The organism is Prosthecobacter sp., assembly GCF_044227185.1.
Taxonomy (GTDB): Bacteria; Verrucomicrobiota; Verrucomicrobiia; order Verrucomicrobiales; family Verrucomicrobiaceae; genus Prosthecobacter.
In genome coordinates this window covers 553,675-567,149 of the sequence record NZ_JBGAFO010000003.1, presented here as the reverse complement: position 1 = coordinate 567,149, position 13,475 = coordinate 553,675, and the positions used below count along the sequence as shown (strand labels likewise).

Sequence of the window (13,475 nt, the reverse complement as noted above, 5' to 3'; positions counted from 1 at the left end):
CCTCACCGCTCCGCCGCATTCGCCACGACCTACACCGGTGGCCCGCTGTCCAGAAGCTGCAAGATCCCCCGCACCGGCACATGGATCCATTGCGGCCGGTTGTTCAGCTCGTAGCGGACTTCATACACGGCCTTCTCCAGCACAAACGCGTCCAGCAGCACCTTCAGCGACTTCTCGGAATCCGGCAGGAAAGAGCCGCCCTTCGCCGCGCTCAGATAGGCATCCAGGAAATGAGCGCTGACCGTCTTCACCCAGATCTCGGTCCACCTGGCCAGGTTCTCCGGTTCCCCGGCCTTCAGTCCCTGCTGCCGGCCCAGCGCGGTGTACGCCGCATAATGAAACGAGCGCAGCATGCCCGCGACATCGCGCAGGGGCGAGCGTTTCATCCGCCGTTCGCTCAGAGGCCGCGCGGGCTCTCCCTCGAAGTCGATGATGCAAAAGTCCCGCCCCGTGTTCAGCACCTGGCCCAGATGGTAGTCCCCATGATGGCGGATGCGCGTGGCATTGATCTTTTGCGTCAGAAGTGCCGACTGCCGGCTGAGAATTTCACCCTGGCGCTGGAGCAGCGCGGCGGCCTCTCCCTGATAGGCTTCAGGCAGAGATTCCAGCCCCTCCTGCAGCAGCTGCGCCATGCGCCGCGTCCCTGAGCGCATGGACTGATAGAGAGAGCGCTGGTACAAACCGGTGATGGGTTCCGGTGCGAAATGAGGATCTTCCGTGTCCGCCGCCAGCGCCAGGTGCATCTGCGCCGTGCGCTCTCCCAGTTGCCGCACACGCTCCGGATACACACCGCCCACAACCTCGTCGATCAGTTCCGGCGTCACTCCCTCAGTGCCTCCAGGTGGCAGCGCGAGCACCCGCTCATTGGTCAGCACCCGCTCATAGTACCGGCCCAGCGTCCCCTGGGTGTACTCCCAGGCGTCTCCTTCGTTCGGCACATTTGCCACCAGCAGCGCCAGCACCCGCGCCTCCGAGCCCCGCACCCGGTGCTCAATGGCTCCGCAGTAGCCGGGGACATTTGCAAATTTCTGCCGCTCGCTCAGGAAGCGCAGCACCTCCGCGTCTGGATTCTGCCCCGGCTCCACCTTGCGGTACAGCTTCAGGAAATAGCGGCCGTCGTAGATGATCGAAGAATTGCTCTGCTCGGCACGCAGCGAGCGTGAAGGCAGCGGCAGCTTCAGCTCCCCCGCCTGCGCCTTGAGCGCCTCGCCGCAGGTGCCGGCGAGTTCCCCTGTGCCACCGCGCAGGCGCTTCTCGTTGAGAATGATGTCAAACAGAGCGGCCCGGAAATTCTCGTCGTCCAGGGCGTCCACCAGCACGCCCTCGCCTTCAGGTGAAGTCAAACGCGCCACCACAGATTCGCCACCCTGCCCGGCGGTGGTCAGCTGCAGTGGCAGAACATACGTTTCCGGCGACACGGCAAAGTAGTTCGCCTGGAGGAAGCCCAGCAGCCCGGCGTCATTCCCCGTCGCTTCGGCTCCCAGCGGCACGGTTTCCAGCACCTGCACACTGCGCAGCGCATGCGCCTTTCCGCCAAACCAGCGGCAGTGCTGCAGGCAGTCTGGCAGCGTCTCTTCCTCAAAAGCGTGGCTGTGCAGCGTGGCCAGCACGTTCGGCCAGGTCGGTGCCAGCTCCACCTGGGGCGGTGTGAAATTCTCTCCGATTCGCAGCGGATCAGCCACCGTCTCCAGCGTCAGCCACAGATAATCATGCGGCCCCATCGTGAGAAAATAGGGCGCCGTGCCAATGACTGGAAACCGGTTGTGGCTGAAGACCTCCATCGGTCTCAGGCCTTGCCAGCGTCCCAGCTCCAGCTCCACCGCCTGCGCAAAGCGGGACAAATTCACCACCACCAGGATTCTCTCATCTTCATACTCCTTCACGAAGGCGAGAACCCGCGGATTGTCCGAAGGCGGAAACTCCATCGTGCCACGTCCGAACGCCTTGAAGCGCTGGCGCATGGCCACGATGCGGCGCGTCCACCACAGCAAAGAAGACGGGTTGTATTCCTGCGTCTCCACATTCACGGCCTCATAGTGGTACTCGGAATCGATGATCACCGGGAAATACAGCTGCTGCGCGTTCGCCCGCGAAAAGCCCGCATTCCGGTCCATGCTCCACTGCATCGGCGTTCGCACCCCGTTGCGGTCCCCCAGGTAGATGTTGTCCCCCATCCCGATCTCATCGCCATAATAAATGATCGGTGTTCCCGTGAGTGAGAGCAGCAGCACATTCAGCAGCTCGATCTTGCGCCGGCTGTTCCGCAGCAGCGGCGCCAGCCGCCGACGGATGCCCAGGTTGATGCGCGCCCGCTGATCCGCCGCATACATCCGGTACATGTAGTCACGCTCCTCGTCCGTCACCATTTCCAGCGTCAGCTCATCATGATTGCGCAAAAACATGGCCCACTGCGAGTTCGCGGGAATCGCCGGCGTCTGCTCCAGAATGTCGATGATCGGAAAGCGGTCCTCCATCTGCAGCGCCATGAAAAGCCGCGGCATCACCGGAAAGTGAAACGCCATGGAGCACTCATCCCCGTCTTTGCCAAAATACGCCGCCGCCTCCTCCGGCCATTGGTTGGCCTCCGCCAGCAGCATGCGGTTGGGGAAGTGCCGGTCAATGTGCGCCCGCAGCCGTTGCAGGATGGCATGCGTCTCCGGCAGGTTCTCGCAGTTCGTGCCGTCCCGCTCAATGAGATACGGCACCGCATCCAGGCGCAGCCCGTCCACCCCCATGCCCAGCCAGAAGTCGATCGTCTTAAACATCGCCTTCTCCACCTCCGGATTCTCCCAGTTCAGATCCGGCTGGTGGGAGTAGAAGCGGTGCCAGTAGTACGCATTCGCCACCGGGTCCCAGGCCCAGTTGGAGTGCTCGAAGTCCTTGAAGATGATGCGTGCCTCGCGGTAGGGCTCCGGGGTGTCGCTCCACACATAAAAATCACGCTCCGGCGATCCCGGCTTCGCCCGGCGCGCCCGCTGGAACCACGCATGCTGGTCGCTGGTATGATTCAGCACCAGCTCCGTGATCACCCGCATGTTCCGCCGGTGCGCTTCATTCAGAAACTCCTGAAAATCCGCCAGCGTGCCATACACCGGATTCACAGACATGTAGTCGGCCGTGTCGTAGCCGTCATCACGCAGCGGCGAAGGGTAAAACGGCAGCAGCCAGAGCGCGGTCACGCCGAGCTGCTCCAGATAATTCAGCTTCGAAATCAGCCCGCGAAAATCACCAATGCCGTCTCCGTCTCCATCACAAAAAGCCCGCACATGGAGCTGATAAATGATGGCATCTTTAAACCAAAGGGGATCATTCATGCGCGCAGCTTCAGCAGCCTGCCCACGGATGCAAGGCACCTTGCTTCCATCCGGCGCATCTCCTGCGAAGCCCGATGCACCGGGCCGGGTGAAACCTGACTCCCCCATCGGGCCCATCGCTCACACTCACGCATTTGCATAAAGAGAGGCGGCCGTTTCCGGCCGCCTCCACGATTGGCTCTGAATGACTGCGCGAATTCCCGGCGCGATTACAGGTAGTCGTTCACCAGGTTCTCCATCATCTCCTGACGGCCGCTGCCCAGCAGAGGCTCGCCGTTCGCGAGGACGTGCGCTTCCAGTTCGGCAAAGCCCACTTCGCCCTTCTCGATCTTCGCGCCGATGCCGCTGTCAAACGTGCTGTAGCGCTGCTTGATGAAGGTGTCGATGCGGCCGTCCTCGATCATCGCGTGCGCAATCTTGAGGCCGCGTGCAAAGGCGTCCATGCCGCCGATGTGCGCGTGGAAAAGGTCCACCGGTTCAAACGACTCACGGCGGCACTTCGCGTCAAAGTTCAGCCCGCCCGTGGTGAAGCCGCCCATCTTCAGCACTTCCAGCATGATCTCCGTGGTCAGGTAGATGTTCGTCGGGAACTGGTCCGTGTCCCAGCCGATGAGTTCATCACCGGTGTTCGCGTCCACGGAGCCCAGCGCATTCGCCGCCACCGCCACCTGCATCTCATGGCGCATCGTGTGCCCGGCCAGCGTGGCGTGGTTGGTTTCCAGGTTCAGCTTGAAATGGTCCAGCAGATTGTGCTCGCGCAGGAAGTTCAGGCAGGCCGCCGCGTCAGAATCGTACTGATGCGTGGAGGGCTCGCGCGGCTTCGGCTCGATGTAGAACTGCCCCTTGAACCCGATCTTCTTTTTGTAATCCACCGCCATGTGCAGCAGGCGCGCCAGATGGTCGATCTCGCGCTTCATGTTCGTGTTCCACAGCGTCGCGTAGCCTTCGCGCCCGCCCCAGAAGGTGTAGCCCTCACCGCCCAGGCGGTGCGTCACATCCATCGCCTTCTTCACCTGCGCCGCCGCATAGGCAAACACGCCGGCGTTCGGGCTCGTTGCAGCGCCCTGGCAGTAGCGTGCATGAGAGAAAAGGCAGGCCGTGCCCCACAGCAGCTTCTTGCCCGTCTGCTTCTGCGCTTTCTCGAGTTCATCAGCCACGGCATCAAACGCCGCATTGCTCTCCGCCAGCGTGGCAAGCTCAGGCGCCACGTCACGGTCATGCCAGCAGTAGTAGTCCACGCCCAGCTTGTCCATGAACTCAAAGCGCATCTGCGAACGCATCGTCTTTCCGCCAACGATTTCGTCCGGGTTGTAATGCTTGAAGGAAAGCGGGTTGCGGCTCTTGGGTCCTTCGTACTGGATTTTGGGGATGTCTGGGAAGGCGTCGTTCATGGTAGGGCAGCCAAGGGAGACGAAACGCGCCGCTCTGCAACTGGTTCGTCAGTTCCCGAGTAGACACTTTTTGGGCCAAATAAGACACGCCGCTGACGCGGAATGACGAATGAAGTCCGAATGAATTCGTCATTCGCCATTCTGGTTTCGTCATTTTTTAAAGCGCCTTCCGGTTCGTCTCCTCCGCCAGCCACACGGACACCAGCGTGATCACGCCCATGCAGATCAGATACACCGCCACCGGCCACGGCCGGCCTCCGCTGTACTCCAGCAGCGCCGTCGCGATCAGCGGCGCCAGCCCGCCCGCCAGCGGCGAGGCCAGCTGATACCCCAGCGACGCCCCGCTGTATCTCACCCGCGTGCCAAACAGCTCCGAGAAAAACGCCGCCTGCGGCCCATACATCGCCGCATGGCCGATCAGCCCGATCACCACCGCCGTCACCACCATCCCCATCTGCCGCGTCTCGATCATCCAGAAAAACGGAAACGCAAAGAGCAGCAGAAAGAGAGCGCCCCCCAGATAAACCGGCCTGCGGCCAAATCGGTCAGACAGCATCCCAAACAGCGGTATCGCGATCAGTTGCACCGCCGATCCCGCCAGCACCGCATTTAAGAGGTCCTCATTCTTCATCCCTAGCTGCTGCGAGCCATAGCTGAGCACCAGCACGGTGAAAATGTAGAAGAACGCATTCTCCGCAAAGCGCGCCCCCATCGCCACCAGCACATTGCGCGGGTGATCCTTGATCACAGCCAGAATGGGCACCTTCGGCCCTTCATCCTCCGCCTTCGCCTGGGTGAAGACCGGGCTCTCAATGATCTTCAGCCGGATGAACATCCCCACCGCCAGCAGCAGCACGCCAAGCAGAAACGGCACCCGCCAGCCCCAGGAGAGAAAGGCCTGCGACTCCATCGACGAGGTCACCTTAAACACCGCATTCGCCAGCAGCAGCCCCACCGGCACGCCGGCCTGCACCCAGCTCGCATAATAGCCGCGCCTGCCCGCGGCCCCGTGCTCCACCGCCATCAGCACCGCTCCGCCCCACTCGCCCCCCACCCCGAAGCCCTGGATGAAGCGCAGCAGCACCAGCAAAATGGGCGCCCACACACCGATCTGCGCATACGTCGGCAGCAGCCCGATCAGCACCGTCGCCACTCCCATGAGCATGAGCGTTGTCACCAGCATGGACTTGCGCCCCAGCTTGTCGCCGAAATGCCCGAACACAATGCCCCCCACCGGCCGCGCAAAGAACCCCACCGCATACGTCGCAAACGACGCCATCGTCCCCGCCAGTTCGTCAAAGTTCGGGAAGAACAGCTTGTTGAAGACCAGCGCCGACGCCGTGCCGTAGAGAAAAAAATCATACCACTCAATGGTGGTGCCAATGAAGCTGGCGATGACGACGCGGCGGGTGCTGTTGGAATCGGACATGATTGAGCCCGTCAGGCTGAAGGTTCGGCACGCCCATGACAAGACGAAAAGCATTTTCCCTGAAGGGCGGTCGCCCGTCTCCAATGAAAGGTTTTTCATGTGATTCACACGCCCTGCGCCCTTTTGATCCCGCCGTCCCGCCGCTAAATTTGGGCACGAAGTGAATCCAAACGGCCGCGGCGGGGTTCCACGCTCACCATGAAGACAACCATCCTCCTCTCCCTGGTCTCCCTCCTCGGCGCAGCCACCCTGCGCAGCCAGTCTGCCGACACCCCTGTCGATTTCGCCAAAGCCCGCCAGCTTTTCGAAAAGCGCCAGAGTGGCGCCACGCTCACCGCGGAGGAATCCGCATACATCGAGCGCGCCAAAGCCGCCCACGCGGCCCAGCAGTCAAAATCGGACAGCAGCACATCTTCTTCGCAAGGCCAGGACGGCATCGACTGGCGGAAAGCCCAGGATCTCCACCGTCGCGAACAAAGCGGCGAAAAGCTCAGCGAAGCCGATCAGAAATATCTCGACCACGCCAAGGAAGTCCGCGGCCGCGGCAACAATCGTGGCGGTGGTGGCCGCCCCACCAACCAGCGCAAAGCCCCCGACTCTCTCAAGCCCCTCACGGAAATGACCGCCGACGACAAGTACGAAGGCGAAGACGGCGGCCTCTACGGCAAAGGCAGCAATGAGCCCCCTGAAGCCCTCAAAAAATCCGCCGAAACCGCTCTCGCCCAGATCCAGCCTCTCGATAACGAGGGCAAACCCTCGGAAAGCGGCAAGATCGCGTTCGTTTCCATCAGCATGTCAAACGCCACTCAGGAGTTCTCCGTCTTCAAGACCATCGCCGACAAAGATCCACGCAAGTCGGACAAGCTCACCATCGTGGACTGCGCCCAGGGCGGCCAGACCATGGCAGCCTGGGCCCAGCCCGAGGGCCGCCCCTGGCCTGAAGCCATGAACCGCCTGCAGCGCGCCAATGTCACCCCGCAGCAGGTGCAGGTCGCCTGGGTCAAGCTCGCCAACGCCGGCCCCTCCGGCTCCAAGACCGAGCACCTCGCCACGTTGGAGGCAGACACCATCAAAGTGCTCCATCTGCTCAGAGAGCGCTTCCCCAATCTCCGCATCGCCTATCTCGGCAGCCGCATCTACGCCGGCTACGCCACCTCCGGCCTCAATCCCGAGCCCTACGCCTATGAGGGCGCCTTTGCCGTGCGTCACCTCATCCAGCAGCAGATCAGCGGAGACGAATCCCTCGCCCTCAGCAAGTCCCCCCTCCTTGTCTGGGGCCCCTATCTCTGGGCCGACGGCGAAAAAGGCCGCAAGCTCGACGACCTCAAATACACCAAGGAAGACCTCGGCCCCGACGGCACCCACCCCAGCAACTCCGGCCGCGAAAAAGTCGCCCACCAACTCCTCGAATTCTGCGCCACCAGTCCCCTCGCCAAAGGGTGGTTCGCGAAGTGACCCCAGGCGTTGCCAAATCGTCATGGTTGCCCCCTTCTCAACTGTTAAATCCCCTGCATGAACTCAGCCGCAATTGACATCACCAGTCTCGATCACGAAAAGGAACTGTCACCCGCTTGGCGTGCGGAATTGGATGCCCGTGTGTTGCGCCGTGTGAAGGGTGAGACTCGCCCCCACACGCGCGAAGAAGTTCACGCCGAGATAGAGGCCATCCTTGCGTTCTGAGCTACTGGCGCAAGCGCACTCCGTGAGATACCAATCACCTCCCCGTCAGCTTATTCCACAGCTTTCGTGCCGTCGAAGGCGCCTGTGCATCACGCTGAGACGCCTGCCCCTGTGGCCTCTGCGACCCACCGGATGATGAACGGCGCTCACCGCCGCCCTGGCTCCTCCCACCGCCACCCTGGCCGCTCGGACGCCACTCGCCCTGGCCACCTTGACCACCCGGCCGGCCACCTCCTTGGCGTCCACCGCCACCGCCACCGCCACCGCCCTGCCCATGCCGCTGCTGCCCGCCCTGCCCCTGTGGCCGGCGCTGCTGAAACTGCCGCTGCTGCTCACGCCGCTCCAGCCGTTCATCGCCCGTGGGAGCCGGAGCAGTGGCGCTGTAATCAAAACCCTCCGCACGCTTGCGCACCAGCCCGCGGTTGATGAACTTCTCCAGCTTGCGCAGATCCGCCGCTTCATCCGCCGAGACAAAGCTGATCGCGTCTCCGATCGCCTGCGCACGTCCCGTGCGGCCGATGCGGTGCACGTAATCCTCCACGATGTGCGGAAAGTCGAAATTCACCACGTGCGAGATCCCGTCCACATCAATGCCGCGCGCCGCAATGTCCGTCGCCACCAGCACCCGCACCGTCCCGTTTTTAAAGTCATCCAGCGCACGCAGCCGCTGGTTCTGCGAGCGGTTCGCGTGCAGCGTGGCACACTTCACCCCTGTCTGCTCCAGCTTCCGGGCGATCTTGTCCGCGCCGTGCTTCGTCCGGCTGAAGACCAGCACCATCTGCATCTTCTCATCCTTCAGCAGGTGGGAGAGCAGGCTCAGCTTCAGGTGCTTCTGCACTTCATAGACAAGCTGCGTCACCGTCTCCGCCGGGTTCGACCGCTTGCCGATCTGCACGATCTTCGGCGAATGCTGAAACTCATGCGTCAGCGCCTCGATCTCCTTCGAAAGCGTCGCCGAGAACATCAGCGTCTGCCGCTTCTTCGGCAGTTGGTTGATCACCCGCCGGATGTCCGGCAGAAAGCCCATGTCCAGCATGCGGTCCGCCTCGTCCAGCACCAGGTACTCCAGCCCGGAAAAGTCCGCGCAGCGCTGCCCCATCAGGTCCAGCAGCCGCCCCGGGCAGGCGATCACAATGTCGCTCCCCGCACGCAGCGCATCCTTCTGCGGCTTCTCGCCCACACCGCCATACACCTTGGCAATCTTCAGCGGCAGATGCTTCGCATACGCCAGCACGTTTTCCTCGATCTGCGCCACCAGCTCACGCGTCGGCGCCAGCACCAGCACCCGCGAGCGCCTGCGCTGCCCCTGCGGAATCGGGTTGGCCGCCAGGCGTGTCAAAATCGGCAGCGTGAAGGCCGCCGTCTTGCCCGTGCCCGTCTGCGCGATGCCGATCACATCCCCGCCCTGGATCACCACCGGAATCGCCGCCGCCTGGATCGGCGTAGGCTCCGTGTAACCGGCTTCTTGAATGGCTGTGAGGATGTGTGGGTCGAGACCGAGAGGCTTGAAAGACATGAACCGCCTCCTTAGCCGCCGATAGGCCTCTTAGCAATGGCGCGTTTGCTCATCGCCATGAACCCCACGCCCGCACGTCGTCTTGAGAATGTCCTGGTTTACAGCAAACCCTCCTGGTATGTGCATCCCACGCTCTCCGCCACCAATCACTGGTTTCTGCACTTCGGCTGGGACATCGGCGTGAATATCGATCAGACCGACCACACCGGCGTCTTCAATCTCGATGACCTCATGCGCTATCAGGTCCTCGTCCTCAACAGCACCACCAACTTCGGTCAGGATCTCGACACTCAGCAGCGGGCCGATCTCATCACCTGGTTCCGCCAGGGCCACGGCATCGTCTCCGTCCATGCCGCCGCCGTGCATCACAGCGCCTGGGACTGGTATGCAAACCTCGTGGGCTGTGATTTCACCGCAGACTCCGTGCGCACTCCCGCCCGTGTCGTGATCGATCCCGCCAATGCCGGTCACCCCGCCGTCAAACCCTTCGCCCCCGAAATCTGGATCAACGAAGAATGGCTCTGCTACGACCGCCCCGTCACCGGCCAGCCGGATGTGAAGGTGCTCATGCGCCTTGATGAATCCACCTTCGAGCCCGTGCGTGAAAAATTTCAGCAGATGAATGTCCAGCCCATGGGGGCCGACCACCCTGCCGCCTGGACCCGCGAAACCGAAGGCGGCCGCTTCTTCTACACCGCCATCGGCCACGATGCTCGCGTGCTCAATACCAGCTTCGGCCGCCGCCACATGCTCGAAGCCCTCCGCTGGGCCGCCGGCGAGACACCATAACAGTCTCGTCCTCGCATACAGATCTCAAACCCGTTGACGCATGCCGGACCGTAGGATGGGTGTGGCTTTAGCCCGCCCGTCCATCAGCGCGTAAAAAACACCCACGCATCCGTCGGGCCACGAAAGGCATCTCTCCGCTATCCAGGGTCACCCCTTCGCCGCATCCGCCGCGCGCCACAGGTACCACGCCGCCAGCGTACGGTGCGGCTGCCAGCGCTCCGCCAGCACCCGGAACTCCTTCGGCTTCGGCATCTCCTCCAGCTTCTTCGCCACCCGCCACCCGTTGCGCACCCCGTAGTCGTCGCTCGGAAACACATCCGGCCTCCCCAGCGTGAAAATAAGCAGCATCTCCACCGTCCACCGGCCCACGCCCCGCACGGCCACCAGCCTCTCGATCAATTCTTCATCCTCCAGCTTCAGCGCCGCCGCACGCCCCGGAATCTGCCCGCTCAGCGTCTTCGTGGCGATGTCCCTTATCGCCAGAATCTTCCCCATCGAAAAACCGCAGCCGCGCAGAGCTTCGTCTGTGGCATCCATCACTTCCCCCGGTCGTGGAAAGCGCGACTTCGGAAACAGCGCCTTGAACCGTTTCAAAATCGCCTCCGCCGCGTTCGCATGCAGTTGCTGGTGCGCCACCGCGCTCACCAGCGCCTCATACGGCGAACGCCTGTGCGGCACCAGCGGGCACGGCCCGTGCGCCTTGATCAGCCGGCGCATCACAGCGCAGTTCTTGGAGAGATGGGCTTCGCCTTCAGCATGCATGCCCGCACAGATTGCGACATCGAAACAAATGCAAGATTGATTCAACGCCTCGCCTCGACTTTGTTCCCAGTCTCCCGCAGTCACGATTCTCCTCCGCAGCCATGGCAAAACTCACTTTTGTTCTCGAAGACGGCCAGGAGATCGTCGTCCCCCTGGCGGAGCACATCACGCTCGGGCGTGGGGAGGACAATGACGTGGTCGTGGATGACGAGCGCGTCTCAAAGCGCCACGCCGAGCTCGTGCTCAATGCGGACGGCACCATCCAGTTGTTTGATTCCGGGTCCACCGCCGGCACCTTCGTCAATGGTGAGCGCGTCCGCAGCCGCACCATCCGCCATGGCGACAGCCTCGCATTCGGCCCCCTCACCGCCGTCCTGGATCTTGAAGAACACACCGCGAACGGAGCCAACGGCGCCTCCCCCGCTCTGGAGCTTCTCGGTTCGGACACTCAGGTCGTGGCCATCAGCTCTCCCGTGAAAGCCGGCAAAGTCGGCACCCGCAAAAAAAACCGCGGCGGCAGACGGGACCTCGCCAGTGAAGAGCAAATGGCCAGGCAGCAGGCCGAGCATAAAGAGGCCGTCTCCCGCTTCGAGGCGGAGAAAGCGCGGCTGCAAAATGAAGTCGCTGCCCTGCAGAAGGAAATGCGCGACTCTCAGGAGAAATCAGCCGCGGAGCGCGCCATGCACCTGGCCCGCGTGGAGTCCCTCCGCGCCGAGGAGCAGCGCCTCGCCCCCGTCAAGGCCGCGCTGCAGGAGGCCGAGGCCGCGCATGCCGAATGGCTCCAGTCGATCCAGACTCTGGACGCCCGCCATGCAGAGCAGACCGCCGCCCTCCAGCTTCTCGCCTCCCAGCACGCGCAGAAGACCTCCGAATTGCAGCACCTCACCCAGGATCAGGCCGCCGCCAGAAGCGAGATCGAGGGACTGGCCGCCCACCGCGAGCAGGCACTCGCCCATCTTCAGCAGATCCGCGGCGAATGCGCCCATGACGAAACCGTTCTCGACGACCTCCGCCGCCAGCTCGCAGAGCTCGAGTCCCGCTCCCAGCACAGCAAGGAAATCGCAGACGTCCGCGAAGACCAGGTGAAGACCGCTGAAAAGAAACTGGAGCAGCTCTCCCAGCAGCGCGCTCAGCTCGAGGCCCACATCCACGATCTCACCGGCATCGAGGAAAAGCTCATGCAGACTCGCGCGCAATGCCGCGAAGCCGAGGCGCAGCAGGCCGCCCTCACCGCCGCCATCGCGGCGCTCGGGCAGGATCAGCAGCGCTCCGCCGCCGCGGTCAGAGACCTCGAGTCCCGCATCATCACCTTGCAGGCCTCCCAGCAGGACGCCGCCAAAGCCACCGCGGAGGCCGTGGCCGCGCGAAAGCACGCTGAAGATTCTCTGCGCCACACTCAGGAAGAGCTCGCCGCCCGCGAAAAAGATCTCGCCACCCGCAAAACCGAACTCGCTGAAGAAACCCGCCGCCTGGCGGAAACTCAGGCACGCCGCACCGAGCTTGACCATCAATGCCAGGAGCTCGCTGACACCGGACAAAAACTTGCCGGCATGAAGTCAGACCTCGCTGCCGCCGGCCAGCAGCTCGCTGGCGCAAACACCGACATCGCCTCCGCCGAATCGCAGATCACCGAGAAGAAAGCCGCCCTTAAGGCTCTCTCAGGCGATGAAACCGCCATCAAGGGCCGCATCGAAGTTCTGCACGCTCGGGAAAACGACCTCCGCGCAGAGCTCGCCCAGCTTGCCGCTGCAGAGCGCACCCAGCGCACCCGCTTTGAGGAGGTCCGTCAGCTTGTCGCCGAGGTGGAAAAAGAGCACGCCGCACGCCAGCAGCAGCTCACCTCCGAGCTCGAAACCGCGCGCAGAGACCTCGCGGACATCCTCTCCCGCCTCCAGCCTCTGCGCGACTGGAAGGAGGCCATGGACCAGCTCTACGCCCGCCTCGCCACCCTCCCGCAGGATTCCCCCGAAGCCCGCGATCTCTGGCATGAGATCGAAAAGGAAAAGGCCGGCCTCCACGAGCTCATCACCACGGCCCGTACGCAGGCGCATGCAGCCACGCCCGGCGCGGCCCATGGCGGCTCTTCTCCCCGCTCCGCTCCACCGGCTGAGACCTTTCCCAGACCCCGCGTCGGTGGCGCCGCTCAGGAGCTCACGCTGCGCTCGCGCCTCAGCCATCTGCGTGAAAATGTGCAGCGCGAAGAGTCACGCCTCGAGCAGCTCCGCCTGGAGCGCACCCGCCACGAGTCGCCGCATCGTTCCAATCTCGCCGCCGAAGCCATGCTGCGCGAGCAGAGCCGCCACCTTGAGGCCAAAATCCGCCAGGAGCAGGAGCGCCACCACGCCCTGCTCCACAACATCGAACTCTCTCAGGCTGAGGAGGAAAAGCGCCGCGAACGCCTCTGCGAGCTCGAGCACCGGCTCGCCGAGCTGCGCACCGACATCGTTGAGGCTGAACGCCAGCGCGGCGAGCTTCGCCAGCAGGCCGACCTCGCCCACACCGAGCTCAAAAATTTTGAGGCCGCGCTTGACCGTCTCTCTAAAAAAACAGCGGATTGAGGCATCCTTTCTGCATTCATTTTCGGATACATCCAA

At 63.1% G+C, this 13,475-nt stretch carries 9 protein-coding genes; 4 read left to right on the top strand and 5 right to left on the bottom strand.

Translation table 11 applies throughout. The features are described from left to right. Window positions 1-29: 29 nt before the first annotated feature. From treS to ACILSQ_RS10105, 3 genes are all read right to left on the bottom strand, one after another. Window positions 30-3,314: a maltose alpha-D-glucosyltransferase gene (treS, locus tag ACILSQ_RS10115; RefSeq protein WP_395743489.1), complete on the bottom strand. Its 3,285-nt coding sequence runs from the start codon at window positions 3,312-3,314 to the stop codon at window positions 30-32. 209 nt (window positions 3,315-3,523) lie between these two features. Then, the gene (xylA, locus tag ACILSQ_RS10110; protein ID WP_395743488.1) at window positions 3,524-4,705 is read right to left on the bottom strand and encodes a xylose isomerase; all 1,182 of its coding nucleotides are present in this window, start codon (window positions 4,703-4,705) and stop codon (window positions 3,524-3,526) included. Between the two features lie 157 nt (window positions 4,706-4,862). Then, a complete protein-coding gene (locus ACILSQ_RS10105) occupies window positions 4,863-6,134 on the bottom strand; it encodes an MFS transporter (protein ID WP_395743487.1) in 1,272 nt (423 codons plus the stop codon). Window positions 6,135-6,332: 198 nt separating this feature from the next. On the opposite strand from ACILSQ_RS10105, the gene ACILSQ_RS10100 reads away from it, so the two are divergent. Next, window positions 6,333-7,589, top strand: a complete 1,257-nt coding sequence (locus tag ACILSQ_RS10100; protein ID WP_395743486.1) for a hypothetical protein — start codon at window positions 6,333-6,335, stop codon at window positions 7,587-7,589. Between the two features lie 57 nt (window positions 7,590-7,646). Continuing rightward, window positions 7,647-7,814 carry a hypothetical protein gene (locus ACILSQ_RS10095; protein ID WP_395743485.1) on the top strand — a complete coding sequence of 56 codons (168 nt, stop codon included), beginning with the start codon at window positions 7,647-7,649 and terminating at the stop codon, window positions 7,812-7,814. A gap of 34 nt (window positions 7,815-7,848) precedes the next feature. Here ACILSQ_RS10095 and ACILSQ_RS10090 read toward each other — a convergent pair whose 3' ends face one another. Next, complete coding sequence (locus ACILSQ_RS10090) at window positions 7,849-9,330, bottom strand: DEAD/DEAH box helicase (protein ID WP_395743484.1); 1,482 nt, start codon at window positions 9,328-9,330, stop codon at window positions 7,849-7,851. Between the two features lie 57 nt (window positions 9,331-9,387). Here ACILSQ_RS10090 and ACILSQ_RS10085 point away from each other — a divergent pair, with 57 nt between their 5' ends. Then, the gene (locus tag ACILSQ_RS10085; RefSeq protein ID WP_395743483.1) at window positions 9,388-10,119 is read left to right on the top strand and encodes a ThuA domain-containing protein; all 732 of its coding nucleotides are present in this window, start codon (window positions 9,388-9,390) and stop codon (window positions 10,117-10,119) included. A 147-nt stretch (window positions 10,120-10,266) separates the two neighbouring features. Here the strand turns inward: ACILSQ_RS10085 and ACILSQ_RS10080 are convergent, their stop codons facing one another. Beyond that, window positions 10,267-10,881, bottom strand: coding sequence for a DNA-3-methyladenine glycosylase family protein (locus ACILSQ_RS10080; protein ID WP_395743482.1), 615 nt, complete (start codon window positions 10,879-10,881; stop codon window positions 10,267-10,269). Window positions 10,882-10,982: 101 nt separating this feature from the next. On the opposite strand from ACILSQ_RS10080, the gene ACILSQ_RS10075 reads away from it, so the two are divergent. Next, window positions 10,983-13,439 (top strand): FHA domain-containing protein, encoded by a 2,457-nt coding sequence (locus ACILSQ_RS10075; RefSeq protein ID WP_395743481.1) that lies wholly within the window; start codon window positions 10,983-10,985, stop codon window positions 13,437-13,439. Window positions 13,440-13,475: the final 36 nt, after the last annotated feature.